This is a genomic window from Ruegeria sp. TM1040, assembly GCF_000014065.1.
Lineage (GTDB): Bacteria > Pseudomonadota > Alphaproteobacteria > Rhodobacterales > Rhodobacteraceae > Epibacterium.
Genome location: NC_008044.1, coordinates 2,625,082 through 2,649,475, shown reverse-complemented (window position 1 = coordinate 2,649,475; position 24,394 = coordinate 2,625,082). Strand labels below are relative to the sequence as shown.

General features: G+C 58.7%; 23 protein-coding genes and 1 riboswitch. Of the genes, 15 read left to right on the top strand and 8 right to left on the bottom strand.

Going from position 1 to position 24,394, the window contains the following annotated elements:
- Positions 1-24: 24 nt before the first annotated feature.
- The gene (locus TM1040_RS20090) at positions 25-135 is read right to left on the bottom strand and encodes an isopropylmalate isomerase (RefSeq protein WP_084789033.1); all 111 of its coding nucleotides are present in this window, start codon (positions 133-135) and stop codon (positions 25-27) included.
- Between the two features lie 117 nt (positions 136-252).
- Here TM1040_RS20090 and TM1040_RS16965 point away from each other — a divergent pair, with 117 nt between their 5' ends.
- From TM1040_RS16965 to rlmH, 3 genes are all read left to right on the top strand, one after another.
- A complete protein-coding gene (locus TM1040_RS16965; RefSeq protein WP_011539826.1) occupies positions 253-1,680 on the top strand; it encodes a mechanosensitive ion channel family protein in 1,428 nt (475 codons plus the stop codon).
- A gap of 130 nt (positions 1,681-1,810) precedes the next feature.
- Positions 1,811-2,170, top strand: a complete 360-nt coding sequence (rsfS, locus tag TM1040_RS16960) for a ribosome silencing factor (protein WP_011539825.1) — start codon at positions 1,811-1,813, stop codon at positions 2,168-2,170.
- A 129-nt stretch (positions 2,171-2,299) separates the two neighbouring features.
- The gene (rlmH, locus tag TM1040_RS16955) at positions 2,300-2,770 is read left to right on the top strand and encodes a 23S rRNA (pseudouridine(1915)-N(3))-methyltransferase RlmH (protein ID WP_011539824.1); all 471 of its coding nucleotides are present in this window, start codon (positions 2,300-2,302) and stop codon (positions 2,768-2,770) included.
- A 5-nt stretch (positions 2,771-2,775) separates the two neighbouring features.
- Here rlmH and TM1040_RS16950 read toward each other — a convergent pair whose 3' ends face one another.
- Both TM1040_RS16950 and TM1040_RS16945 read right to left on the bottom strand, forming a co-directional pair.
- Entirely contained in the window at positions 2,776-3,135 is a 360-nt protein-coding gene (locus tag TM1040_RS16950) for a hypothetical protein (RefSeq protein ID WP_011539823.1), read from the bottom strand.
- A gap of 35 nt (positions 3,136-3,170) precedes the next feature.
- Positions 3,171-3,893, bottom strand: a complete 723-nt coding sequence (locus TM1040_RS16945) for a DUF599 domain-containing protein (protein ID WP_011539822.1) — start codon at positions 3,891-3,893, stop codon at positions 3,171-3,173.
- 81 nt (positions 3,894-3,974) lie between these two features.
- On the opposite strand from TM1040_RS16945, the gene TM1040_RS16940 reads away from it, so the two are divergent.
- The 6 genes from TM1040_RS16940 to TM1040_RS16915 all read left to right on the top strand — a co-directional run bounded on the left by TM1040_RS16940 (position 3,975) and on the right by TM1040_RS16915 (position 10,193).
- Positions 3,975-5,423 carry an FAD-linked oxidase C-terminal domain-containing protein gene (locus TM1040_RS16940; protein WP_011539821.1) on the top strand — a complete coding sequence of 483 codons (1,449 nt, stop codon included), beginning with the start codon at positions 3,975-3,977 and terminating at the stop codon, positions 5,421-5,423.
- Between the two features lie 57 nt (positions 5,424-5,480).
- Entirely contained in the window at positions 5,481-6,572 is a 1,092-nt protein-coding gene (locus TM1040_RS16935; RefSeq protein WP_011539820.1) for an FAD-binding protein, read from the top strand.
- 4 nt (positions 6,573-6,576) lie between these two features.
- Positions 6,577-7,896, top strand: coding sequence for a glycolate oxidase subunit GlcF (gene glcF / locus TM1040_RS16930; RefSeq protein WP_011539819.1), 1,320 nt, complete (start codon positions 6,577-6,579; stop codon positions 7,894-7,896).
- A 92-nt stretch (positions 7,897-7,988) separates the two neighbouring features.
- On the top strand, positions 7,989-8,843 hold the full coding sequence (locus tag TM1040_RS16925; protein WP_011539818.1) for a trypsin-like serine peptidase: 855 nt from the start codon (positions 7,989-7,991) through the stop codon (positions 8,841-8,843).
- A 140-nt stretch (positions 8,844-8,983) separates the two neighbouring features.
- Positions 8,984-9,451, top strand: coding sequence for an Hsp20 family protein (locus TM1040_RS16920; protein ID WP_011539817.1), 468 nt, complete (start codon positions 8,984-8,986; stop codon positions 9,449-9,451).
- Positions 9,452-9,602: 151 nt separating this feature from the next.
- The gene (locus TM1040_RS16915) at positions 9,603-10,193 is read left to right on the top strand and encodes a TetR/AcrR family transcriptional regulator (protein ID WP_254658840.1); all 591 of its coding nucleotides are present in this window, start codon (positions 9,603-9,605) and stop codon (positions 10,191-10,193) included.
- Here the strand turns inward: TM1040_RS16915 and TM1040_RS16910 are convergent.
- Together TM1040_RS16910 and TM1040_RS16905 are read right to left on the bottom strand one after the other, a co-directional pair.
- A complete protein-coding gene (locus tag TM1040_RS16910) occupies positions 10,173-11,066 on the bottom strand; it encodes a DMT family transporter (protein WP_011539815.1) in 894 nt (297 codons plus the stop codon). The genes TM1040_RS16915 and TM1040_RS16910 overlap by 21 nt on opposite strands.
- Positions 11,067-11,156: 90 nt before the next feature.
- Positions 11,157-11,291, bottom strand: a riboswitch (FMN riboswitch).
- Between the two features lie 169 nt (positions 11,292-11,460).
- Positions 11,461-13,632, bottom strand: a complete 2,172-nt coding sequence (locus TM1040_RS16905; protein ID WP_011539814.1) for an esterase-like activity of phytase family protein — start codon at positions 13,630-13,632, stop codon at positions 11,461-11,463.
- A gap of 173 nt (positions 13,633-13,805) precedes the next feature.
- On the opposite strand from TM1040_RS16905, the gene TM1040_RS16900 reads away from it, so the two are divergent.
- Entirely contained in the window at positions 13,806-14,231 is a 426-nt protein-coding gene (locus TM1040_RS16900; protein ID WP_254658839.1) for a globin, read from the top strand.
- A gap of 23 nt (positions 14,232-14,254) precedes the next feature.
- Here the strand turns inward: TM1040_RS16900 and TM1040_RS16895 are convergent, their stop codons facing one another.
- Positions 14,255-15,727, bottom strand: a complete 1,473-nt coding sequence (locus TM1040_RS16895; RefSeq protein ID WP_011539812.1) for an NAD-dependent succinate-semialdehyde dehydrogenase — start codon at positions 15,725-15,727, stop codon at positions 14,255-14,257.
- A 103-nt stretch (positions 15,728-15,830) separates the two neighbouring features.
- On the opposite strand from TM1040_RS16895, the gene TM1040_RS16890 reads away from it, so the two are divergent.
- From TM1040_RS16890 to TM1040_RS16875, 4 genes are all read left to right on the top strand, one after another.
- On the top strand, positions 15,831-16,616 hold the full coding sequence (locus tag TM1040_RS16890; protein ID WP_011539811.1) for an alpha/beta hydrolase: 786 nt from the start codon (positions 15,831-15,833) through the stop codon (positions 16,614-16,616).
- Positions 16,617-16,795: 179 nt separating this feature from the next.
- A complete protein-coding gene (locus TM1040_RS16885; RefSeq protein WP_011539810.1) occupies positions 16,796-18,004 on the top strand; it encodes an aminopeptidase P family protein in 1,209 nt (402 codons plus the stop codon).
- Between the two features lie 167 nt (positions 18,005-18,171).
- Positions 18,172-18,810: a DUF1523 family protein gene (locus tag TM1040_RS16880; RefSeq protein WP_011539809.1), complete on the top strand. Its 639-nt coding sequence runs from the start codon at positions 18,172-18,174 to the stop codon at positions 18,808-18,810.
- A gap of 158 nt (positions 18,811-18,968) precedes the next feature.
- The gene (locus TM1040_RS16875) at positions 18,969-19,703 is read left to right on the top strand and encodes a substrate-binding periplasmic protein (RefSeq protein ID WP_011539808.1); all 735 of its coding nucleotides are present in this window, start codon (positions 18,969-18,971) and stop codon (positions 19,701-19,703) included.
- A gap of 80 nt (positions 19,704-19,783) precedes the next feature.
- Here the strand turns inward: TM1040_RS16875 and TM1040_RS16870 are convergent, their stop codons facing one another.
- Positions 19,784-21,361, bottom strand: a complete 1,578-nt coding sequence (locus tag TM1040_RS16870; RefSeq protein ID WP_011539807.1) for a DUF5928 domain-containing protein — start codon at positions 21,359-21,361, stop codon at positions 19,784-19,786.
- 136 nt (positions 21,362-21,497) lie between these two features.
- Between TM1040_RS16870 and TM1040_RS16865 the strand changes: the two genes are divergently transcribed.
- On the top strand, positions 21,498-22,316 hold the full coding sequence (locus tag TM1040_RS16865) for a sulfotransferase family protein (protein ID WP_011539806.1): 819 nt from the start codon (positions 21,498-21,500) through the stop codon (positions 22,314-22,316).
- 221 nt (positions 22,317-22,537) lie between these two features.
- Here the strand turns inward: TM1040_RS16865 and ilvD are convergent, their stop codons facing one another.
- Positions 22,538-24,382: a dihydroxy-acid dehydratase gene (gene ilvD / locus TM1040_RS16860; protein WP_011539805.1), complete on the bottom strand. Its 1,845-nt coding sequence runs from the start codon at positions 24,380-24,382 to the stop codon at positions 22,538-22,540.
- Between the last annotated feature and the right edge of the window lie 12 nt (positions 24,383-24,394).

Genomic DNA, 24,394 nt, shown 5'->3' with positions numbered 1-24,394 from the left:
GCGAAACTGGTCTGGCTGCGCAGCTTATAGGCGCGCAAGAACCGTGCGGGCGGCACCAAAGAACCGTTCACGCAGTCGCGCGCGGTCCTGAAGGGCAATCGTCTGAGCCAATACGTGAGTCATGCTCAGTGGCATATATCCACACCTCGCGACAATCAAGATTCGTTCTCCGTGCAGTCCGATCACAAGACAGGCAGTTCCCCTTGCAGAGTGCCCCAACTGCGGCACATGCTGGTGCGAAGGAGGACAGGAATGGAGCAAGACATTCTACCCGAAGAGGTACAGGGCACGTTGGATTACCTTTTGGAACTGGCGCAAGACTATTGGGAAATCGCGCTCACCCCGGGGTGGCGGCAGTACCAGGTGTTGATCGTGATCGCTCTGGTTCTGGCGTCGATCCTGATGCGAAAGCTGACCCAAGGGCGCTGGGAAGCTTGGGCGCGGTCGCGTGAGGGCTGGCCAAAGTGGCGCCTTCGCCTGGCCGTGCAAGTGCTCAGGCGGCTGTCGCTGATCTATTTCACTGTTTTTTCTTGGGTGGTCTTCGCGGTCATGCAAGAGGTGACATGGCCCTCCCGCAGCTATCTTATCGGGGCGGTTGCAAAACTGGCGACCGCGTGGCTGGTGATTGCGCTGATGGCGCGCTTTATTGCCAACCCAACCCTGCGCAAACTCGCCTCTTGGCTCTTGTGGATCTACGCAACGCTTGCAGTCTTCAACCTGGTGGATGATACCGCGCGGGTTCTCGATTCCACCGCCTTTGATATTGGGTCCTTCCATCTCTCGCTGCTGGTTGTGCTCAAGGCTCTGGTGTTGGCGACCGCTTTGCTTACATTTGCGCGCATGGGCTCTGCTCTGGCTGAGCGTGGCCTCAGCGGCAACGAGGATCTGTCGCCCTCCATGAAGGTGCTCGCCGGCAAGGCGGTGCAGGTGCTTTTGTACGGGATCGCATTTGTGATTGTGATCCGCTCCATCGGGTTTGATCTCACGGGGCTGGCCGTCCTGTCGGGGGCGGTGGGCGTCGGGATTGGTTTTGGCTTGCAAAAAGTCGTCTCCAACCTGGTCTCAGGCATCATCATCTTGATGGATCGCTCGATTAAGCCGGGAGATGTGATTTCCCTTGGAGAGACCTTTGGTTGGATCAATGCCCTGGGCGCGCGCTACGTCTCTGTGGTGACGCGGGATGGCAAGGAGTACCTGATCCCGAACGAGGATCTGATTACCTCGCAAGTGGTGAACTGGTCGCATTCCAACCGCTATGTGCGGCTCGATATTCACTTTGGCACAAGCTATGATGACGATCCCCATTTGGTGCGCAAAGTGGCTATTGCTGCGACGATGACCGTGGACCGCGTGCTGGATCGCGATGGTATGCGGCCGGTCTGTCATATCGTTGGATTCGGGGACAGCAGCGTCGATTACATCCTGCGCTTCTGGATCGCGGATCCAACGGGCGGACTTACGAATATTCGCGGCAATGTGTTTCTCGCGCTTTGGGACGCCTTCAAGGCCGAGGGGGTTTCGATCCCCTTCCCGCAGCGGGAATTGCGCCTGTTAAACAATAGTCTGGCTGTCGAGATGGCCGAAGGGCGTATGGGGCCTAAGGGTGACGTCGAGGGCGAGGAGCAGGGCAATGCGGAGCGCGCGACACAGTCGCGCGGTGCAGCCCCGAAGCTTGATTGAAAAGGCGCGGCGCAGTTGCTACATTTGAGACGACCCCAGCGCCGGGGGTCTGACGGCGCGCAGCAAGGAGGACAATGTCCTGGCACCCCAACCTCAGGCGGCCGTCGCCGCCCCGTCCGGAGCAGCCGTGATGGCAGCGTCCGCAACCCAATTCTCCAGCGAGGATCTGCTGGAGCGCATCCTTTCCTCTCTCGATGAAGACAAGGCCGAGGACGTCACGCAGATCGACCTGCGCGGCAAGACCTCCATCGGTGACTATATGGTCGTGGCCTCTGGCCGCTCGACCCGTCAGGTTGCGGCAATGTCCGAAAAACTGACTGAGAAGCTGAAGCATGAATTCGGCGTCGCCTGTAAAGTCGAAGGCAAGGATGCAGGTGACTGGGTTCTGATCGACACCGGTGATGTGATCGTGCATATCTTCCGTCCCGAAGTGCGCGACTTCTACCAGATCGAGAAGATGTGGCTGCCCGCTGGCGCTGTCGCTAGCTGACACGGGTTCCGCAGTGACATGTTGCGGGTCGGGCCTCGCCTGACCCGAGCAGGTCACACGGCCCGTTCAATTTATCCTCTCGCGTGATGCATCCTGCATGCGCAGAGCTCTCCTAACATCGGATTTTGAATGCGCGTACATATCTGCGCGGTCGGGCGTCTGCGCGCTGGGCCGGAAAAGACGTTGATTGATGACTATCTGCAGCGGTTTGACCGCAGCGGGCGCGCTCTGGGTCTTGGCCCGGCCAGGGTGATTGAGGTCGAAGACAAGAAAAACGCAGGGATGGGCGCCGAAGCGGATCTGCTGCGCAAGGCACTGCCCAAAGGGGCGCTGATCTGCACCTTGGATGAGCGGGGGAAGGTCATATCCTCGCCGGATTTTGCCGAGAAGCTTGCAGGGTGGCGCGACATGGGGCGGCAGGACCTGGCCTTTGTCATCGGTGGTGCCGATGGAATCGACCCCTCGTTGCGCGCCGAAGCGGATTTTTCGATTTCCTTTGGCAAGATGGTCTGGCCACACATGATGGTGCGCCTGATGCTGGCTGAGCAGGTCTATCGCTCCGCCACGATCCTCTCGGGCAGTCCCTATCACCGGGTCTGATCTGGTCAGTGCAGGTCGATCACGGTTGTTGTGGCAGCCCATCCGTCGAGATTGCAGCGTGCCTGAATTTGCACCTGTGTGGTGCCCGCAGGAAGACGTACACCTGCAAGCGATCGTGTGAAGGGTTGCTCATTCACATGCGGATGGGCCAGCACGCGCAGCCCGAGTTCGTTACCCGCCATATCAAGCACGCGCCAACCGTCCGCGTAATGCTCCCAACCGGTATCGGGGTGGGAGATCGTAACTGAAAAACGCCACGTGTCGCCGCTCGGCTCTGCGGTCGCCTGTTCGATGACGGGATCTGCAGCATGGGCAGCAAATGGGCCGGCCAGGCCCAAGAACGGGATCAGGACATATCTCAGCATGGGGCCAGTCTAGCCGATGTTGCGACCTGTGCAGGTCACAATTCGGTGGGCGACGTGGTTTCGGGTTTTGATTGCATCAGGATGCGACGTGACCGGGAAATGAACTCTCGCCTGTAGAGCACGGCCAGCGTGATGACCGTGGCGATAATGAGGGCTTCGGCGCTCACCAGCCATGCCAGTCCGGCCAGTGAAAAATACGTGGCGCGCAGACCGCGATTGAAGCTGCGCGCGGCAGTGATGTTGATCTCTGCGGCTTGGCAGGCGCGCGGATAGGCACGGGGGTCGCTCGGTTCATTGGGGACGGCGGCCATCAGCACCGAACAATAGCCAAAGAGCCGATGCGACCAGACAAAAGAGAGAAACGCATTGGTGAGCGCAGCCAGAACGAGGATGATCTTGATCTCCCAGACAAAATCCGGGGTTTGCCCGAGTGCCAGATCCTGCGCAACACCTGCAAGCTGATCTGTGTTGCCAATGAGCGCAAGCCCCGCCCCAAGCGCGAGCATGGTGGCCGACGCGAAGAATGCCGTGGCTTGGCGCAGGGAGGAGATGACTTGCGAATCAAATATCCGGGGCGAGCGCGTCACCATCTCTTTCATCCACTCGCGTCGAAAATCTGCCATCAGGATCGAGACGGACGGGCGCGATTTGCTGGGATTTTCGATGCGCCAGCCAATCCAGAGCCAGCCCAGCAAATAGCAGGCCAGGCTTATGAAATCCCACGTAGAAAACTGGCTCAGGCGCTCGATCCAAATCATAGGGCGACCCTAGCTTAGTCAGTTCAGCCTTGCCAGAGGTGATAGATTGGTAATATTATTTTACCAAAGAGGAGAGCCCGCATGGAGATGCCACCCCCCAATGCCGCCATCCTGTCCTTGAAGGCAGAGCTTTTGCAGCGCCTGCAACAGGTGTTGCCAAAGGATGCGCTGATTTCGGATGAAGCAGAGACACGCGCGTATGAGTGTGACGCGCTGACGGCCTATAAATGTCCGCCGATGCTGGCGGTTCTGCCGCGCTCTACTCAGGAAGTGTCAGACGTTCTGCGGATATGTCACCAGATGAATGTACCCGTTGTACCGCGTGGAGCTGGAACATCGCTGGCGGGGGGCGCATTGCCTACCGCAGACTGCGTAATCCTCGGGGTGGCGCGGATGAACGAGGTGCTGGAGACGGACTACGACAATCGTGTCATCCGTGTTCAGACCGGGCGCACCAACCTGTCGGTGTCCGGCGCCGTGGAAGAAGAGGATTTCTTTTATGCGCCTGACCCCTCTTCACAGCTCGCCTGTGCGATTGCTGGCAACATCGCAATGAATTCCGGTGGGGCGCATTGTCTCAAATACGGGGTGACGACCAACAACCTTCTTGGGGTCACCATGGTGATGATGGACGGAACGGTTGTCGAAATAGGTGGCGCGCATCTGGATGCCGGTGGGCTTGATCTCCTCGGGGTGATCTGCGGCAGTGAGGGGCAGCTGGGCGTGGTGACCGAAGCCACCCTCCGGATTTTGCGCAAACCCGAAGGGGCGCGGCCCGTGCTTGTGGCCTTTGACAGCAATGAAGTCGCTGGGGCCTGTGTTTCTGATATCATCAAAGCGGGCGTTCTGCCGGTGGCGATTGAGTTCATGGACCGTCCTTGCATTGAAGCCTGCGAAGCGTTTGCCAAAGCGGGCTATCCGATGTGCGAAGCTTTGCTGATCATCGAAGTCGAAGGGTCAGAAGCAGAAATCGACCATCAGCTGAAGCTCATCACCGAGATCGCGCGGCGCCACAACCCGGTGGAGTTGCGCGAAGCGGGGGATTCCGAGGAAGCCGCGCGCATCTGGCTTGGACGCAAATCCGCGTTTGGTGCGATGGGACAGATCAACGACTACATGTGTCTTGATGGGACGATTCCCGTTTCTGCCCTGCCGCAGGTTCTGCGTCGCATCGGGGAGATGAGCGCGGAGTTCGGCCTGAAAGTGGCAAACGTGTTTCACGCAGGGGATGGCAACATGCACCCGCTGATCCTGTTTGATGCCAACAAACCCGGTGATCTGGAGCTGTGCGAAGCCTTCGGGGCCGAGATCCTGAAGCTCTGTGTCGAGGTCGGGGGGTGTCTGACCGGCGAACACGGCGTTGGGATCGAAAAGCGAGATCTGATGCTGCATCAATATGCACTTGCTGACATCGAAGCCCAGTTGCGCGTGAAGGATGTGTTTGACCCGAAGTGGCTGTTGAACCCGGCAAAGGTCTTTCCGCTGTCAACCACGCAGAGCCGGCGCAACGTCGCGATTGCGGCGCAGTAGCTCAAAGCGGGGGCGTTGCCCCCGAACCCCCAAGGATAATTGGAAAAAGGTGAAATGATGACAGCGCAGAGCGAGGCAGAGCTTGCCGACATCATTGCCGGAGCGCATGAGCCTCTATGCATACAGGGTGGGGGCACCCGGGGTGTGTCTGTCCCCGGAGAGGTGTTGACGACGCAGGGACTGTCGGGCGTGAAACTTTATGAGCCGGGCGCGCTGACGCTGGTGGTCGGTGCGGGGACGCCGGTGGCGGAGATCGAAACCTTGTTGGCGGCAGAGAACCAGCGCCTTGCTTTCGAACCTCTGGATCTGCGCGGGCTTCTCGGTACGGGAGGCGCGCCGACCATTGGCGGCGCATTTGCCACCAATGCCTCGGGTCCACGGCGTATTCAATGTGGCGCTGCACGAGATTTTCTTCTGGGCGTGCGGTTTGTAGACGGGCGCGGCGAGGTACTGAGCAACGGCGGCCGGGTCATGAAAAACGTCACGGGCTACGACCTCGTCAAACTGATGGCGGGCGCACATGGCACCTTGGGTGTGCTGACCGAAGTCTCTCTCAAAGTGCTGCCCTGCGCGGAAACACAAACCACACTCGCGGTGCGGGGTGTGGATCTGCCAGAGGGGGTTGCCGCCTTGTCGGCAGCACTTGGGTCGCCCTATGACGTGACTGGGGCGGCATATGATCCGACTGAACGGGTCGCATATGTGCGCCTTGAGGGTTTTGAGGGCGCGGTGCGCTATCGTGCAGAAGCCCTGCGCGCGCTGCTTGCTCCTTTCGGGGAAGTGGAGGAGGTTTCAGGCTCCGAAGAGCTCTGGCGCGATATTCGCGATCTCAAGGCCCTGGCTGGGGTGGAGGGTGACGTCTGGCGACTGTCCGTCAAACCCTCGGATGCGGTGGCCTTGATCCCGGCGCTTGGGGCGACGCGGTGTTTCTGTGATTGGGGCGGGGGGCTGATCTGGGCCGTCATGCCAAAAGGCGTCGATCTGCGTCAGCGGATGACGGTAGCGGGTCACGCCACCTTGATCCGGTCCGAGGGGCGCAGCCCGCTGGCGCGGCATCACCCGGAGCCTGCGCCTTTGGCGGCGATTTCAGCTGGGCTGCGGCAGCAATTTGATCCGCGTGGGATCTTCAATCCGGGTTTGATGGGGTAAGACAATGCAAACGAGTTTCACCGACGCGCAATTGCAGGACCCCGGTACGCAGCGGGCCAACGAGATCCTGCGCACCTGTGTGCACTGTGGTTTTTGTACGGCGACCTGTCCGACCTATCAAGTGCTCGGGGACGAGTTGGACAGCCCGAGAGGCCGGATTTACCTCATCAAGGATATGCTCGAGAACGAGCGCGTGCCGGATGAGAAAACCGTAAAGCATATCGACAGATGCCTGTCGTGCCTTGCTTGTATGACCACTTGTCCATCGGGCGTGCATTACATGCATCTTGTGGATCACGCGCGTGCCTATATCGACAAGCATTACAAACGCCCCTTTGGTGATCGGGCACTGCGGTGGATCCTGGCGCGCATCCTGCCCTATCCCACGCGGTTTCGCCTCGCGCTGTTGGGAGCAAAGATTGCGCGTCCCTTCCGGGGACTGATGCCTGACCCAAGGCTGCGGGCGATGCTGGAGATGGCGCCAAAGGTCATCCCCCCGGTGAGCCGCAATGACGACCCGCAGAGTTTTGCGCCGGAAGGGCGGCAAGTGAAACGCGTGGCGCTTATGACGGGCTGCGCGCAAAAGGCGCTCAATACGGATATCAATGACGCCACCATCCGGCTCCTTCGGCGTTTGGGGTGCGAGGTGGTTGTGGCGGACGGGGCCGGCTGTTGCGGGGCTCTGACGCATCACATGGGGCGTGAGGACGAAAGCCACGCAACCGCCGCCAAGAACATCCGCGCGTGGATGGCAGAGAAGAACGGCAAGGGCCTTGATGCGATTGTCATCAACACATCGGGCTGTGGTACCACGGTCAAGGACTACGGCCACATGTTCCGCAATGATGCGCTGGCACAGGATGCGGCAACTGTGTCGAACCTGGCGATGGATATCTCCGAGTTGCTGATGCAGCTTGAAATGCCAGAGGCTGAGGATAAGGGGCTGACGGTCGCCTATCACGCCGCCTGTTCGCTGCAGCATGGCCAACAGATCAAGACGCATCCCAAGACGCTGCTGAAACGCGCGGGCTTTCGAGTGGTTGAACCAGCCGACAGCCATCTGTGCTGCGGCTCTGCAGGGACCTATAATCTGCTGCAGCCGGAGATTTCCGCACAACTAAAGGCACGCAAGCTGCGCACGCTTGAGGCGAAAAATCCCGACATCATCTCTGCGGGGAACATCGGGTGCATGATGCAAATCGGATCTGGCACCGAGATCCCGATCGTGCACACTGTGGAGCTCTTGGACTGGGCAACCGGAGGCCCTCAGCCACCCGCTCTCACGGCGGAGCGCAGCCGACCCTCAGTTCCCATCTTGCGCTGAAGCTGCACAGGCGGCATCACAGAAAGGCGCGCGGAATCGTCCTTCTGCGCCCAACTTTTGCCCGAAGCGTTGGCTAGGCTGTCGCATAGGGGATGTGGAGTTTGCCCGTGCTGCCGATTAAGAAATTGATTGTTAGTGGTGTTTTATGCGTGTTGTCTGCTGCTGCGGTGGCGGGCACAACACTGCGCGGCAATGATACGCGTCTTAAAAGTCTTGAAACCACAGATGCAGGCCGAGACTGGGAAGCGGTAGGGCGGCTGGATCGTGCGGGCGAGGGGTTCTGCACCGGGGCCTTGATTGCTCCGGATATCGTGCTGACGGCGGCGCATTGCCTTTATGATCGCGACACCATGGCCCAGATCGACCCGACCTCAATCGAGTTTTTGGCGGGATGGCGCAACGGCCGAGCCTCGGCCTATCGCGCGGTGAAGCGGGCGGTCCTGCATCCGCGCTATGTCTATGACGGGACACTGTCGGCAAAACGAGTCCGGAACGACATTGCCCTGTTGCAACTGCAACGCCCCATTCGCAACACTACCGTCACGCCATTTGAAACCGACGCGCGCCCCCGCGAGGGGGCCCGGGTCGGTGTGGTGTCCTACGCGCAGGACCGCTCCGAGGCGCCCTCGCTCCAAGAGGTCTGCAAGGTGATTGCTCGTCAGGATGGTGTCCTGGTGATGTCCTGTGACGTGGACTTCGGGGCCTCTGGCGCCCCTGTGTTTTCGTTTGACGCTGGACGCCCGCGGATCGTATCGGTGGTCTCAGCCAAGGCGCGTGTCGAGGGTTCTGCCGTTTCTCTGGGCGCGTCGCTGGCCGAGGAACTGGCGCTTTTGCAGTCACAGCTGACCGGGGCCCATGTCGGCAGCCGGATGCCTCAGGGGGTTGGTCGCGTTCAGGTCGGGGAACCGCGCCGCAGCGACATTGGTGCAAAATTCATTTCCAACTGAATTCGCCCCCTCTTGAAACAAAAATGACCCTTCATACATGGGAGGTACCCAAGGCGCCAAAGACTGGGCCTTGGATCAATCCACCCGTCCCGTGTTGGGAGGGCTTTATAGCAGTTATCGCTCAAAGATGAGGATGAACCATGCGTACGTTTGATTTTGCTCCGCTGCACCGTGCAACTGTCGGCTTCGACCAGATTGCCGATTTAATGGACCGGGTGATGAGCTCGGATCTCCAGCAGCCAAGCTACCCCCCATACAACATTGAAAAAACCTCGGACGATGCCTACCGCATCTCGATCGCTGTCGCGGGCTTTTCCGAAGACGAGTTGAACGTCGAGGTAAAAGAGCACGCCCTGGTCGTGTCCGCGCGCAAGTCCGAAGAGAACGGCGAGCGCACCTACCTGCATCGCGGGATTGCAACCCGAGCCTTTGAACGCCGTTTCACCCTTGCAGATCATGTGCGGGTGCAGGGCGCCAGCCACGGCGACGGCATGCTCCATATCGATCTCGTGCGAGAAGTGCCTGAGGCGCTGAAGCCGCGCCGGATCGAGATTTCCTCCGCTGCGGCGTCCAAGCCCAAGGAAATTTCGGGCTCGACCGTGAACTGATCTGACGCAGGATGCGAGTTGCGTCCTATTCCGAGGGCTCCCGGCTGGTTAGACGGGAGCTCTTTTTATTCATGGATTTACGTTATTTACCAAGCGGTAGGTTGTCCTGCGGCAGAATGCCTGCCTTAATGGATGTATGACCCTGGCCGAGATGACATCTACCAGTACCCGCACACAGTTGATCGAAAGCGCTTGCCGCTTGTTTGCGGCACATGGGTATGCCGGGGCCTCCATCTCAGCCATCGCACAGGAACTCGGCCTCAGCAAACAGGCGCTGTTGCACCATTTTGGGAGCAAGAACGCGCTCTATGCTTTGGCGGTTGAACAGGCTGCGTCGTCGGTACTTCAACTGCTGTTTGATGCGATGGAAGATGACCGCCCGCCAGAAGAGCAACTGGAGACGTTCTTTGCAGCTTACCAATCGGCGCTGCAGGCGGATTGCGCCTCGGCCCAGATCGTGCTGCGAGAGCTCTTGGATCAGGCGCTGCCACGTGACGGAGGTACGTCTTTTGCGACCTTGTTTGAAAGCCTCGTCGCCACCGTGCAAGCCACCGAGCGCTGGGAGGGCAAAGGCGTTGCCGGGGCATTGGGCGTGGTGACGCAGCTCTTGGGAGCTGCGTCCCTGATGGGATGTACGCACGACGCCTGGGGGCGATATTACGATGCCAGCGTGCTGAGTACGGCTAAGGTTCAGGCCCGCGCCCCATTTGCCGAGATGGTCTCAGGCGTTTTGCGCGGCTGAACCCGGTTTAGCACGGGCCTCTCTGTTCAGCAGATAGGCGCTTGCAACAATGATCAGCGCGGTGCCCAGCCACATGTTGCCATCCGGCAAGAACCCAAAGACAACTGCGCCCAGCCCCACGTTGAAGACCAGTTTCAGGTGATCAAAGGGTTGAAGGAACGCTGCGTCTGCCAGCGTGTAGGCCCGCACCAGGCTATGCTGCGCCAGAGCCGTCAACAGTCCCGCGCCAATCACAAGCCAGATAGTGCCTTCTGGCAGTGCAAAGCCGCCACCAAGTGACAGGAGCGCATTTGCAGGGCTGAGGAGCAGCAGCAGATAGATCGTGACCGTCTCGGTGCTATCGCGCCGTGTGAGGTGCTTGGTCACAACGGAACTCGCAGCCCAAAAGGCCGCCGCAGCGACTGGCAGAAGGGCCGCGATCTGGAAGCGATCTGACCACGGGGCCAGGATCACCATGCCACCAAAGATGCCCACAACAACAGCGCCCCAGCGGTGCAAGGAAACATCTTCGCCGAGGAAAAGACCCGCGCCGATGGTGACAAAAAAGGGCGAAAGCAAGATCAAGGCAATCGCCTGCCAGATTGGCACATGGGCCAGCCCAAGCGTCCAGAGTTGCACACCGGCAACGGCCAGCACGACCCGGATCACATGGGTGATCATTTGCCGGGTCGACAGAACGGCAGTCCAGTTGCGCCAGATCCATGGGATGTAAAACAGAAGCGCGATCAGATACTGCCAGAAGGTCACCATCGGAGCAGAGGCCCCATGCAGCATCGTGGCCGATTGCAGTGCGGTGTTCACCAGCGCAAAGCAGGCTCCGGCGATGACCATGAGGCCAGCCGCCTTGAGCGGGGTAGGAAGCGATTGAGTCATCTGCGTGTTGTCCTTTCCTCGGTCCGCAATTGACCCAAGGCAAACGAATAGACCCAAAGCCCTCCTGCACATGGCGAAGGGCGCGGGTCTCTCCATTCTCTTTCATCCGGACTGTAACCGTCGGCCCCGGAATTGCGCCGGGTCTGCTGTCACCCTTGTCAAACCAAGGGCCGCTCGTGGGCTGTGACCACCGGTAGGGACTTTCACCCTGCCCTGAGAATATCGCCTCATGATGAGGCATGAACCTGATAGCGAAGCGATTGTGCAAAGAAAAGCACGCAGCTGCGAATTGCGCGCGACGTAAGATGCAAAAAAGAGGCCCCGCTAGGGACCCCTTTGCTGTGCGGCGACGTCGGCGCCATGATGGCAGGCGCCGGACAGATCGCGGGTCGGATCAGTCGACCTTGAACGACCAGAACATCGTCTCGCCAGAGCTGTCATCGACACCGTCATTGTCGGTCGACACCCAAGCGGTGCCGTCTGCCAGGATGGCCAAACCTTCAACCTTGTCGAGCACATAGCCGCCGGTGGATTTCAGGTCAGGCAGCAGGTCGCGGACCTCTTCCTTTGTCACGACAGGGAGATCGCTGCCAAGCGGGGCAGGAACCATATCCGAGAGCGCAATGCGATAGATCTTCTTGGTGACTGCGCGGTCATCATGCTGGTTGTCGCGCTCAATCACATAGACATGATCGCCATGCGCCACGATTTCCGACAGACCAACCCAGCCGGTGGCCGGCGCTGCCTTTGGATAAAGAACGGCGCCCCATTCCTTGGTATCCAGATTGTAGGAAACCAGCTTTACATGGTTTTCGGGATCGTCTTTCCACTCACGCTGCACCGCCATCCAGAGCGTGTTGCCAACCTTGGTGATGCCTTCAAAGCCAAAGCGCTTCTCGACGGACTGCAGCTCTGCGGGGATCGCGATTTCACCCTTGTTGGTTTTGATCAGGCCCTCGGCGCTGACGTGATAGATCGCGTGCGGGATCGCGCGTTCCGTGCGGCCCTCGGACGCCACATAGAAGCCGCCTTCGCCATCAAGCGTGATCCCTTCGAGGTCGAGTTTTTGCGCAGCGTCGCCATTGGCGCGATGAATGCGGATCACATCGGTGATGCGCGCTGGGGTCTGAGAGGGGTCAATCTTGAAGATCGAGGGCTGGAAGCCGTAAAAGCTATCATTGACCGCCCAGATCATACCGTCTTCATCCGCAACCATGCCGGAGATGGCGCCCCAGCCGATCAGCTCTTTGGCTCCTGCCGAGGTCAGATGAGGATATGTGGCTGCGCCATCCTGAAGCTCAAAGAGCATCACATGCGCCCGTGCGCCACCGTCTTCGAGGAGGTCTTTCTCGTTGGCTGAAACAAGAAGGCCGCGCTCGGGAATGGTCACATAGCCTTCGGGGCCGGTACCAGAGGGCAGCAACTGTGTCAGAACCGGTTTTGCCGGGTCGGTGACGTCATAGACGCCAACAACCGAAGCGCGCTCTGCCCCGACAAACACGAAAGGTGTGCCGTCAAACTCTGCGAAGGTCACAGATTCCGGTTCGACACCTTTGGCATCGGAACGCTTGTCCGGGTAGTGGCCGATCTGGATGATCGCATGCTCAAAAGAAACGCCAGAGTCATAGACCACAGAGCCGTCTTTGTGGAAGATGGTCCAACCGCGCGAACCGCCGTTGTAGTCCCCCTCGTTTGCGGTGGCAAAGTGATCTGCGTCAATCCAGGTCACAGCATCAGGTTCGCGCAGGCGCCCCTTCTGGCTTTCGTCAAAGATCAGTGCACCGCGCTCGTCGGTGGCATCAATGCCATCGAGGTCCACGGCGCCTGCGGAGAAGTGACTGAGAATCTCACCATCCCTGGACACGACGACCATGTGGTTGTTCTCTTGCAGCGTCACAACCGTCTCGTCGAGGTTGTTGATCGAGACATACTCTGGCTCCGGGTCCGATCCTGCGATCTCGGCCAGACCGGTCAGATCCACCATCTTCATGCTGGCGCAGTTCAGGCCGTCTTGCGTGGTGTTGATCATAACGAGGTTGCCTGCGGGCAATTGCGGAATGATCCCGTCATTCAGGTCTTCGTCGCGTTCGTTTTCGATTGCGATGGACAGGAAGGCGCCGTCCTTGGATTTTGCGAGGGAGTCCGGCTGACCGCCCAAATCACAGGAGGCAAGTTCCGCGCCTGTTGCGGTGTCAAAGGCCATGACTTGCCCGGAAGGCTGGGTGTAGCTCTCCGAGGTGTTGACCCCGACATATGCGATGGTACCGACCACTGCGACCGAGGTGGGCTCGCCCGGAAGGGCGATATTGCCTTTGGGCACCGGGTTGGCGGCATCGGTGATGTCGATCATCCCAAGCGCGCCCAGCGGGCTGTCGGTATAGACCAGCGTCATGCCATCGGCGGTCACGTCGATGATCTCGGGCGAGCTTTCGCGGCTCTGGTCGGCACCTTCGGCCATGTTCTTGATGACGGGGAAAGACGCGATCCGGTTGAAGGCTTTTTCAGCCTGCGCAAAACCGGCGGTCAGCGCGAGGGCGGAGGTCAGGCACACTAGGCGCAGGGACATCGGCAGCTCCTGTAGGAATGAAATCGATGCCAAGGCCATGCCCGCGCTGTGCAAACTATTCGCAACGGTTTTTTGTATGTTTCGTGACGTCTGTGTAAGCCGGTGTTTACACAACATTGCTATCCTCGTGGACGGAAACCGGCCCTCCAAAATGTTCGAGGTGTGCGATGGGAATGGCGATACTGCGTCAGATTGAAGTGCAACTCATCAAGGTCAGCTTTAATAGGGTCTTTGCACAAAAGGCCGCGTTGGCAGAAAAGTTCTACCATCATCTGTTTCTTGAGCTACCTGACGCCGAGGTCATGTTCACCCGTGATTTCTCGCATCAAACAGAAATGTTTGCCCGCGTTCTGACCACTGGGATGCAGAGTCTCGGACGAGATCGGGAAATGATGGTTCTGGTTGATGACTTGTTGCAACGACACAAGCACCTGGGGCTGACATTGGACCAGATGTATACGGCACAACGGGCGTTGCATCTGGCGTTTTGCGAGGTCATGCAAGCTGAACTCACGGCGGCCGAGGTTTCTGCCTGGGACAATGCAATTGGTCGTCTGTGTCGGGCGTTGGCGGCCGGGATCGAACCCCCAGCCGCCTGAGATTCATTTTACGGTCAAGGGGTTTAAACGGACATGCAGAGGTACTTCATTTCGAGATAGTCCTCGATGCCGTGATGGCTGCCTTCCCGTCCAAGCCCGGATTGTTTTACACCTCCAAAGGGCGCAAGCTCGGTAGAAATAATCCCTGTATTGATCCCCACAATTCCGTATTCCAGCGCCTCGGCGACCTTGTACACGCGGCTCAGATCCTTGGCATAGAAATAGGATGCAAGGCCAAAGATGGTGTCATTCGCCATCTCGATCACCTCGTCTTCGGTCTCAAACTTGAAGAGCGGCGCGAGCGGGCCAAAGGTCTCATCCTGCGCGAAAGCCATGTCCGGTGTCGCGCCGGTCACGATGGTGGGTTCAAAGAAGGTGCCACCGAGCTCTGATGGCGCGCCGCCTAGGATTACCTCGGCACCCTTGTCCATGGCATCCGCGATGTGGTCTTCGACCTTCTTGACTGCAGCCTCAGAGATCAATGGGCCAAAGTGCGTGCCATCCTCAAGCCCGTCTCCGACCTTCATGGCCTCGACTTTTTCCTTCAGCTTGGCGGCAAACGCATCATAGATCCCAGACTGCACATAGATCCGGTTGGCACAGACGCAGGTTTGGCCATTATTGCGGAACTTGCACATGATGGCGCCCTCGACCGCCGCATCGAGATCGGCGTCATCGAACACGATGAAAGGTGCGTTGCCGCCGAGCTCCATGGAGCATTTCATCACCTGATCCGCTGCTTGGCGGAGCAGGATTCGACCGACGTTGGTTGACCCGGTAAACGTCAGCTTGCGCACAATCGGGTTCTCGCAGAATTCCTTGCCAATGCCGGAGGCGTCCGAAGCGGGGATGACATTGAAAACACCCGCAGGGATGCCCGCGCGTTCTGCCAATACGGCGAGTGCGGTGGCGGAGAGCGGTGTTTCAGAGGCCGGGCGCGCCACAAAGGCACAGCCGGCCGCCAGTGCCGGCCCTGCCTTGCGGGTGATCATGGCGTTGGGGAAATTCCATGGCGTGATCGAAGCGGCAACGCCAATGGGTTGCTTGATCACGGTGATCCGTTTGTCGCGTTGGTGACCAGGAATGGTTTCGCCATAGACGCGCTTGGCCTCTTCGGCAAAGAATTCAATGAAAGAGGCACCGTAGGCGATTTCGCCGCGTGCCTCGGCCAGCGGCTTGCCCATTTCAGCCGTCAGGATCACGGCGAGATCTTCCTGATGGGCCATCATCAGGTCGAACCATTTGCGCAGAACGCCTGCGCGCTCCTTGCCAGTCCATTTCGCCCATTCCTTTTGCGCGCCCTGTGCTGCTGCAATGGCGTCGCGGGCTTGCATGCGGCTGACATCCGCCACATTGGCGATCACATCACCGCGCGCCGGGTTGGTCACTTCAAATGTGCCCTCGCCAGCGACAAAAGCGCCATTGATGTAGGCCCGGTCTTCCAGCAGGGTGGGGTCCGCCAGAAGGGATTTCAGGTCGGTTGTCGCGTCGAGCATCGGTTCCTCCGCAAATTCGAGTCTCGCAAATCAAAAGCAGTTGGGCCTAATGTTGTCCAGTGACACCGATAAGTCCATAAGCTTAACATATTAAGGGAAAATGATGGAACTCGACGACGCCTATGCCAACGGAGCCTATATCGAAGGAGCCGCAGACTATCCTCCGCGCTGGGCGGCCTCCGCAGAAGATTTCCGCAACAGTCTGCAGGACCGGGCGCGCTTGAACCTTTCTTATGGCGAAGGTGACCGACACAAGTTTGATTTGTTCCTGCCCGAAGGCACCCCCGTGGGGCTGTTTGTCTTTGTGCATGGCGGGTACTGGATGGCATTCGATAAATCGAGCTGGTCGCATCTGGCGGTTGGGGCGCTCTCAAAAGGATGGGCGGTGGCGATGCCGTCATACGAACTTTGCCCCGAGGTGCGCATTTCCGAGATCACGCAGCAGATTTCGCAGGCTGTAACGGCAGCTGCAAAAGAGATCGATGGTCCGATCGTTCTGGCGGGCCACTCCGCCGGGGGGCATCTGGTTGCGCGGATGCTTGACCCCGAAGTGCTGCCGGAGGCCGTTGGGGCACGTATTCGCAACGTTGTGCCGATCTCTCCACTCTCAGATCTGCGTCCATTGCTGCGCACCTCGATGAACGAGAAGTTCAAGATGGACGCCGACGCCGCCATTGCTGAGAGCCCGGTCGAGATGCAAAACCGCTATGACGCCAAAGTGACCGTCTGGGTCGGCGGGGCGGAGCGGCCCGCATTTCTTGATCAGGCGATCTGGCTGGTGGAAGCCTGGGATGCGGATCACGTCATCGCCTTTGAAAAACACCATTTCAACGTGATCGAACCGCTTGCGGACCCAGAAAGCGATCTGGTTGCGGTGATAACCGCCTGAGGATCTGCCTTGCCCGGAGTATGCTTCGGGCAAGGAAAAAAAGCGCTTGCCGCATGCGGAGATTCCTCGCATCATCCCGCCAGAACCAGCGATGGCGTCGCGCGTGGTTTGGCCACGGGTTCAACATCTCAAAAAACATCCTGTACGCCGGGATCTTCTTGTCAAAAGGAGGGTCCAGCATGACTGCTCGTCCTGAAATGTATCGCTTCCATAACGGTGAAAAAGCGCCGTTGCAGTTCTCTGTCGCGGAATACGAAGAGCGCATCGCGCGCTTGCGCAGCACCATGTCCGATCTGGGAGTGGAGGCCGCTGTCTTCACCTCCATGCACAATATCTCTTATTACTCGGGGTTTACCTATTGCGCCTTCGGGCGACCCTATGGGCTGGTGGTCACGGCGGATCAGGCGGTGACCATCAGTGCGGGGATCGACGCGGGCCAGCCGTGGCGGCGCTGTTTTTGTGACAACATCACCTACACCGACTGGCAGCGTGACAACTTCTGGCGGGCTATTCTGTCGGTGGTGGGCGCGCAACGCGTTGTCGGCATCGAAGGTGATCATCTGACGCTGTTGCAACGCGGCAAGCTCGACCATTTCCTCGCCCCTGCAAAAGTGGTGGACCTCTACGAGGCGACCATGGTGCAGCGCATGCACAAATCACCGGCAGAGCTCGAGATGATCCGCGCCGGTGCTGCGGTGGCTGATGTGGGCGGGTTTGCTATTCGCGACGCGGTAAAGGCCGGTGTGAGAGAAATCGATGTTGCCATGGCCGGGCGGGACGCAATGGAACTGGAGATCGCACGCCGCTTCCCTGATGCGGAGTATCGCGACACTTGGGTTTGGTTCCAATCTGGCCTGAACACCGATGGAGCGCATAACCCGGTCACCGCACGCCAGCTGCAGCGTGGAGACATCCTGTCGCTCAATACATTCCCGATGATTTCGGGCTATTACACTGCCCTGGAACGGACGATGTTTGTGCAGGAGGTCGACCCCGCGAGCCTCAAGATCTGGGAGGCCAATGTCGCGGCGCATGAATATGGCATGTCGCTTCTGAAGCCCGGCGCGAGCTGCGCGGAGATCACGCATAAGATCAACCGCTTCTTTGAAGAGCGCGACCTGCTGCAATATCGCACGTTTGGCTACGGGCATTCCTTTGGGGTTTTGTCGCACTACTACGGCCGAGAGGCGGGGCTTGAGCTGCGCGAAGACATCGACACTGTGCTGGAGCCGGGCATGGTGATCTCGATGGAGCCCATGCTGACAATTGCTCACGGCGAACCTGGTGCAGGGGGCTATCGCGAGCATGATATTCTCATCATTACCGAAGACGGCAATGAAAATATCACCAAATATCCCTACGGGCCCGAGTTCAACGTTGTGGGCTAATCCCTGATAAAACCCTTGACCGGCGCGCGCGGGACTTGCATCCAACGCGGGCCGGTGCTGAGCCCTGATCTCGGGCTCAGTCGCCGCAAAATTTCGCCTTATGTCATTGCTTTGCGACGCCGCAGATCCGACATTAGATAAGGTGGCGCAGTGTTTGAGGGGGCAAAATGGCCTATGTGAAGTGGATTTTCATTCTGATCTTCTGGCTCTTTGTTGGGAGCTTTCTGCACTACACGTTGCCCCAATATGACGTCGTGCGCATCGTCAACACTTATGAAGAGCGCAAGGAGCTGGGCGATTGGACGCGTATGTTCTGGTCGACGCCAGACAGCCAAAGCGCCGCGCTCCTCAATCGCGATGTACAGTTCATTCAGGCGGTGCGCCCCAATGGCGATGCTATTGTCTATCGCAACGAGGACACCGGCTGGAATTGGCCGCCCTATTTCAAATTCGACACCGCCAATCTCTACACAGAGGCGAATGATGCGATTTCCACCAAAGACGACCCGGAGTGGGTACGGATCATGCATTATGGCTGGCGCAGTCAGCTTCTGACATCGTTCCCCAATGCGGTGTCCATCTCTCCGGCGGCGGGACCGGATGACAAGCCGATCAATTGGATTTCGATCAGTATTCTGGTGCTGCTCGCGGCTGTGAGCTGGGCGATATTTGTGCGTCTGCGTCGCTTCAAACGCAATCGGTTGGATCCGTTGTTCGAGAACGTCGAAGATGGATTCTATGCCGCCGGGGATGCGATTGATGACCGCACCCGTGGCCTGCGGCGCTGGTTTGGTCGAAAGTCTTGACGCGAAACCGCATCCTCCAACGCGCGGTTTCGTTTGAAAGTCCTACTTGGTTTTTGCCGTGAATATGGGTCCTGTGTCCTGTGCCGATTAATTGGGCCGAAAGCGCAGACGGCTAACACTCCGTTGATCTGACGTAGACCTCATCACGGAGAGATATAATGAAAAAACTGATCGCGGCGCTTGGCCTTGCCACCGTGTCATGGATCCCCACGGCCCATTCAGCCGAGACTTTGGTCGTCGGCGTTGAAAACATCGAGTACCTCCCACATTACTATTGGGACGGAGATAGCTATTCTGGGTTTGGGGCTGATGTGCTCAATCGTTTTGCCGAGGACGAGGGCTATACGCTCACCTATCGCGCGCTGCCGATCTCCAGGCTTATGCAGGCGATGGTCAACGGGGACGTCGATCTGAAGTATCCCGACAACGCGTTCTGGTCTGCCGACCTCAAGGAAGGCAAGAGCATCACCTATTCTGCACCAGTGGTTGAAGCGATCGACGGTGTTATGGTTCTACCCGAAAATCTAGGTCAGCCCGTGGAGTCGATCGAACGCTTGGGCACCGTCTTGGGCTTTACTGCGTTTGCTTGGATGGACCGAATTCAGAGTGGTGCAGTCGCGCTAACTGAAAATTCCAGCTTCTCTGGCATGGTGCGCCAGGCGCTTGCTGGACGGATTGATGGTGCATATGCCAATCAGGACGTAGTGCGCCGCGTTCTGACTGATATTGGCATGGAGGCCGAAGCCCTCGTGTTCGACGAAGGGTTGCCGCACTCGGTTTCAAACTACCATCTTTCGTCCGCTACACATTCAGAGGTGGTGGAAAAATTCGATGCCTGGATGGCAGCCAACCCTGATGTGATCGCCGAGTTGAAGTCCAAGCACGGGTTGTGACCCTGCGAGTGCACGCTCTGTTTGTGAGACTGAGGCCCGTCGTTTGGGCAATACGCGGCCTCGAAGGACAACAGTGTTGACTAGTCGGCGAACAGATAGGGCGTGCGCACCACCTCAAGGGCGGTCTCAACCGGCACGTCCAGAAACTGTGAAACCGCAAGAGCGTTGTCGCTCTCGGGGCCGCGTTCCGCGACCGTCCAATGGCGCACAAAACCCGCATCGCGGATTTGGTCAATTTCATTGCTGATGTCGTTGCGGATTGCGGGCAGCAGCCGCTCAAGCGTTGCCTTGGCCGCATGTTCACCGGCGAGCCCGACCCGATGCGCGTGGCCAATGAGGTAGCTGTCCGAAAAATCGCAGTCGATCCGCAGGAGCCGCGTGTGGGACCGGTCTGAATAGAAATCATGCATCAGTTCGAGCGCGGACGGATCAAGGCAGATAATCAGCCGGTCGGTCTCGTAATAGTCAAACAGCATCCGCACCAGGGCGCGCCGATGACGGGTGCGTTTGGCGAGGGTGCGCTGGATGCCGCCAAGATCGGGCAGGGGCGTGCCTTCTTCGTGGAAAAGATACTCGATCGCGGGCGTATTGGTGAGCGTGCGGATCTGCTCCAGCATACGTTTGGCCACATGCCATTTCTTGCAGGTGAGGATCAACAATTCACGCTCGCGCCCGAGGCTGCTCTCGGTTTCCCAGAAGCGCGGTGCAAAACGCTGTCCGGTGCGCCCGCGCTCGGACAGAAACTTGTAAAGGTTGCGCCCCTCGTTGGAAATTTTGAACTCCACATCGCGCGCGGCATACAGACGCCCGAGGCGCGTTTTCAGTTCTTTTGCATCAGGACTGATTTTGCGCGCAAACAGGAAATCCTGCCCCAGCAACAGATCATAGTGATCGTTATAAAAATTCACCGGCATGCCGTAGTCGCTGAACATTAAAAACGTAAGTGTGCGACTTTCGATCTCATCTTCAGGAATGAGGTGGCGCACAAGCGTCTGAAAAAACGTCTCATCCGGAATCCAGGTCGAGGCAAAAAAGCGCATCACGTCGCGGCGTTTGCGTGTCATCGCAAGCACAGCTTCGACGGTGCGTCGGCGCAGGCACCACCATTGGCTGCCGATCTGGACCTGAATATCGGCGGGCACCTCCCGCGTCAGTTTGAGCTTCTTCTGAAGCTCGAACGCGGCATAGAACAGGCGTTTCTGGGTGCGTTCGTTAAAGTAGTGGCGATAGATCAGCCGGTCCTCCTTCATCCCGGTCTTGATCCAGTCGCTCTCGAAGAAATCAAAGCTCTCGATGAAATCCTTGTCGTGCTGATCGAGAAAGGCGCGCGCGTATTGCGCCGTCTTGATCGCCATGCAATCCCCCGACAGCATATAAAAATGCGTTGCGCGCGGGAACTCGTCGACAGCTGCCTCCAGCGCATTGAGCGTGGCGCGCACCAAGGACCATTCGCCCCAACCACATTTCACCCGACGCTTGGCGAACGTCACGTTGGGATTGTCTGAAAGCGCTGAGCGGATAGCACGATAGTCGCGGGTCTTGGCACGGGCATCAAAGTGGATCGCCATAAAATCGCCGGTCGCAGTGAGCCGGTTGGCCTGCTGAATGATGGCCTCCGGATCCTTGTGACAGAGCAGAATATAGGCGATTTTTGCCATAGTTAGGATGCAATAGCCTGTTTTATCGAACTGTTTCCTTGATAAAGTGGAAGGAGGGCTGAATAAACCAGATTGTTCTTCATTGACCGCCAGATAGGGCATTCTTGCCCCACGCGACACAAGGGAAGTGTGAGAGATGGGATTTCCGGGCACTTGGATGACCGAGAGTGAGAGCGTGGTCTACCGCGTGGTGCCAAAATGCGCCTGTTCGACCATTGGCCAGATCATGTATTACTCAGATCACGGGCGGTTCTTTGACGGCGACATTCACGACTCGACGGCGGGGCTGCACAAATGGGCGCAAGACGAGAGCAAGCCCCTGATCGAGAGCAATGTGACAGCGCACCGTGCATATGCGTTTACCTGCGTGCGCAATCCCTACACTCGGATCCTAAGCTCGTTTTTTGACAAGATCTGCGGCATCCAGCGCAATGGGCGCCGGTATCGGGGCAACCTGGTACCACAATTGACGTATGAATACGGCATCGAGGTCGGCGGCGAGGATGGCAAGCAGGAGTTTGACCAGATCAAGAGTTTTCGGCGTTTCTTGTTGTTTGCGCGGGATACGATCCGGTGGCGTCGCCCCATGGAGCCAGACATTCACTGGTCGGCAACCTCGGGGCATGTGGCGACATTCATCGTCAACGGAGGCCGCTACGACAAGGTGATCTGGACGGAGAAGTTCAACGAAGGCATGCAGCAGGTGCTGGATGCGATTGAAACGCCGCATCCTGTCGATCTGGCGTCAATCCCCCGGTTCAACGAAAGCGAGGGGCACGGTCCCAAACGCGCGCATCCGGTCGAGGACTATTTTGACGATCTGTCAATGCACCTCGTTTATGAGATCTACAAACGCGATTTCGAGGTTTTCAAATACGATTTTGAAAACCCTGCAAACAAGATGCCGATTGCTGAGATCGATCTTGATGAGCTCCACGCCAAGCTCGGGGATTGATCCACGGGGCACGCGGGCAGGGCTCCGGCCTGTGCTGCGTTCATTAAAATGATCTGATCCAGTTGGGCCGAGCGCCGGGCGCGTGCCCGGCCTGCGCTTTCTGGAAAACAAAGCAGATTGGCGGCTCTGCGGCCCGTGACCCGTGGCGCTGACTCCGAAGGTAAAAAAGGCCCCTCAGCCTTGCGCTTGAGGGGCCTTTGCGTTGCGATCAACCGCGTTGATTACTCGTCGTCTGGCAGTTGGCGCACAGCGCCTTTGGCTGCAGATGTGGCCAGCAAGGCGTAAGCCTTGAGCGCGGTTGATACCTTGCGTTTACGCTTGGCAACAGGTTTCCAGCCTTTCTCATCCTGCGCGGCGCGGCGCGCTGCAAGGGTGGCCTCATCCACCGCCAGATGGATGGAACGGTTGGGGATATCGATCTCGATGGTGTCGCCATGCTCCACGAGGCCGATGGTGCCACCTTCGGCGGCTTCGGGCGAGACGTGGCCAATGGAAAGCCCCGACGTGCCGCCGGAGAAACGCCCATCGGTCAACAGAGCACAGTCTTTTCCGAGCCCCTTGGATTTGAGGTAGGACGTTGGGTAGAGCATTTCCTGCATGCCCGGTCCCCCGCGCGGCCCCTCATAGCGGATGACAACTACATCGCCCGCCTGAACTTTGCCGGTGAGGATATCATTGACGGCCTGGTCCTGGCTCTCGCAGACATAGGCTTTGCCGGTGAACTTCAGGATCGAGGCGTCCACGCCCGCCGTTTTCACGATGCAGCCATCCAGTGCGATATTCCCAAAGAGCACCGCGAGGCCGCCGTCCTGGCTGAAGGCATGTTCCTTGGAGCGGATAACGCCGCCCTTGCGGTCGATGTCGAGATCCTTGAAGCGGTTGGACTGGCTGAAGGCCTGCGTCGTACGCACTCCGCCGGGAGCGGCCTTGAAGAGGTCCTTCGCCGCTTGGTTGTCCGCCACAGCGATGTCCCAATGGGCGATGGCTTCACCCATGCTGTCGCTGTGGACCGTCGGGACGTCATTGTGCAGGAGGCCTGCACGGGACAGCTCCCCGAGGATCGAGAAGATCCCACCGGCGCGGTGAACGTCCTCCATATGGACGTTCTCGATATTGGGCGCGACTTTACACAGGCAGGGCACCTTGCGGCTCAGCCGGTCGATGTCTTGCATGGTGAAGTCTACCTTGCCCTCATGCGCGATGGCGAGGAGGTGCAAAACGGTATTGGTGGAGCCGCCCATGGCAATATCAAGGCTCATGGCGTTCTCAAACGCCTCAAAGGTGGCGATTTCGCGCGGCAGCAGGCCTTTTTCGTTCTGCTCATAGTGGCGCTTGGTGATCTCGACGATCTTGCGCCCCGCCTCGAGGAACAATTGCTTGCGATCCGAGTGGGTGGCCAGGGTGGAGCCATTGCCGGGCAGCGCAAGCCCAAGGGCTTCGGCCAGACAGTTCATCGAGTTTGCGGTGAACATGCCAGAGCAGGAGCCACATGTGGGGCAGGCGTTTTCCTCGATGTGCTGGACTTCCTCGTCGGTCAGCTTGTCGCTTGCGGCGGCAACCATTGCGTCCACGAGGTCGATTTTCTTGGCATCAAGGGAGTCGATGTCGATCTTGCCCGCTTCCATCGGGCCACCGGACACAAAGATCACCGGGATGTTGAGGCGCATTGCGGCCATCATCATGCCGGGGGTGATCTTGTCGCAGTTGGAGATACAGACCATCGCGTCGGCGCAATGGGCGTTGACCATATACTCAACCGAATCCGCGATCACCTCGCGCGAGGGGAGCGAATAGAGCATGCCATCGTGGCCCATGGCGATGCCGTCGTCCACAGCGATGGTGTTGAACTCCTTGGCCACACCGCCAGCGGACTCAACCTCACGGGCCACCATCTGCCCCAGATCCTTGAGGTGAACGTGGCCGGGGACGAATTGGGTGAAGGAGTTCACGATGGCGATGATCGGCTTGCCGAAGTCGCTTTCGGTCATGCCAGTGGCGCGCCAGAGGCCACGAGCGCCGGCCATGTTGCGACCGTGGGTGGAGGTTCTTGATCGGTACATCGGCATATTGCTGGTTCC

Coding starts and splice junctions, on each gene's coding strand:
- TM1040_RS20090 (WP_084789033.1), bottom strand. CDS start 135: ATGCCACTGAGCATGACTCACGTATTGGCTCAGACGATTGCCCTTCAG.
- TM1040_RS16965 (WP_011539826.1), top strand. CDS start 253: ATGGAGCAAGACATTCTACCCGAAGAGGTACAGGGCACGTTGGATTAC.
- rsfS (WP_011539825.1), top strand. CDS start 1,811: ATGGCAGCGTCCGCAACCCAATTCTCCAGCGAGGATCTGCTGGAGCGC.
- rlmH (WP_011539824.1), top strand. CDS start 2,300: ATGCGCGTACATATCTGCGCGGTCGGGCGTCTGCGCGCTGGGCCGGAA.
- TM1040_RS16950 (WP_011539823.1), bottom strand. CDS start 3,135: ATGCTGAGATATGTCCTGATCCCGTTCTTGGGCCTGGCCGGCCCATTT.
- TM1040_RS16945 (WP_011539822.1), bottom strand. CDS start 3,893: ATGATTTGGATCGAGCGCCTGAGCCAGTTTTCTACGTGGGATTTCATA.
- TM1040_RS16940 (WP_011539821.1), top strand. CDS start 3,975: ATGGAGATGCCACCCCCCAATGCCGCCATCCTGTCCTTGAAGGCAGAG.
- TM1040_RS16935 (WP_011539820.1), top strand. CDS start 5,481: ATGACAGCGCAGAGCGAGGCAGAGCTTGCCGACATCATTGCCGGAGCG.
- glcF (WP_011539819.1), top strand. CDS start 6,577: ATGCAAACGAGTTTCACCGACGCGCAATTGCAGGACCCCGGTACGCAG.
- TM1040_RS16925 (WP_011539818.1), top strand. CDS start 7,989: ATGTGGAGTTTGCCCGTGCTGCCGATTAAGAAATTGATTGTTAGTGGT.
- TM1040_RS16920 (WP_011539817.1), top strand. CDS start 8,984: ATGCGTACGTTTGATTTTGCTCCGCTGCACCGTGCAACTGTCGGCTTC.
- TM1040_RS16915 (WP_254658840.1), top strand. CDS start 9,603: ATGACATCTACCAGTACCCGCACACAGTTGATCGAAAGCGCTTGCCGC.
- TM1040_RS16910 (WP_011539815.1), bottom strand. CDS start 11,066: ATGACTCAATCGCTTCCTACCCCGCTCAAGGCGGCTGGCCTCATGGTC.
- TM1040_RS16905 (WP_011539814.1), bottom strand. CDS start 13,632: ATGTCCCTGCGCCTAGTGTGCCTGACCTCCGCCCTCGCGCTGACCGCC.
- TM1040_RS16900 (WP_254658839.1), top strand. CDS start 13,806: ATGGCGATACTGCGTCAGATTGAAGTGCAACTCATCAAGGTCAGCTTT.
- TM1040_RS16895 (WP_011539812.1), bottom strand. CDS start 15,727: ATGCTCGACGCGACAACCGACCTGAAATCCCTTCTGGCGGACCCCACC.
- TM1040_RS16890 (WP_011539811.1), top strand. CDS start 15,831: ATGGAACTCGACGACGCCTATGCCAACGGAGCCTATATCGAAGGAGCC.
- TM1040_RS16885 (WP_011539810.1), top strand. CDS start 16,796: ATGACTGCTCGTCCTGAAATGTATCGCTTCCATAACGGTGAAAAAGCG.
- TM1040_RS16880 (WP_011539809.1), top strand. CDS start 18,172: ATGGCCTATGTGAAGTGGATTTTCATTCTGATCTTCTGGCTCTTTGTT.
- TM1040_RS16875 (WP_011539808.1), top strand. CDS start 18,969: ATGAAAAAACTGATCGCGGCGCTTGGCCTTGCCACCGTGTCATGGATC.
- TM1040_RS16870 (WP_011539807.1), bottom strand. CDS start 21,361: ATGGCAAAAATCGCCTATATTCTGCTCTGTCACAAGGATCCGGAGGCC.
- TM1040_RS16865 (WP_011539806.1), top strand. CDS start 21,498: ATGGGATTTCCGGGCACTTGGATGACCGAGAGTGAGAGCGTGGTCTAC.
- ilvD (WP_011539805.1), bottom strand. CDS start 24,382: ATGCCGATGTACCGATCAAGAACCTCCACCCACGGTCGCAACATGGCC.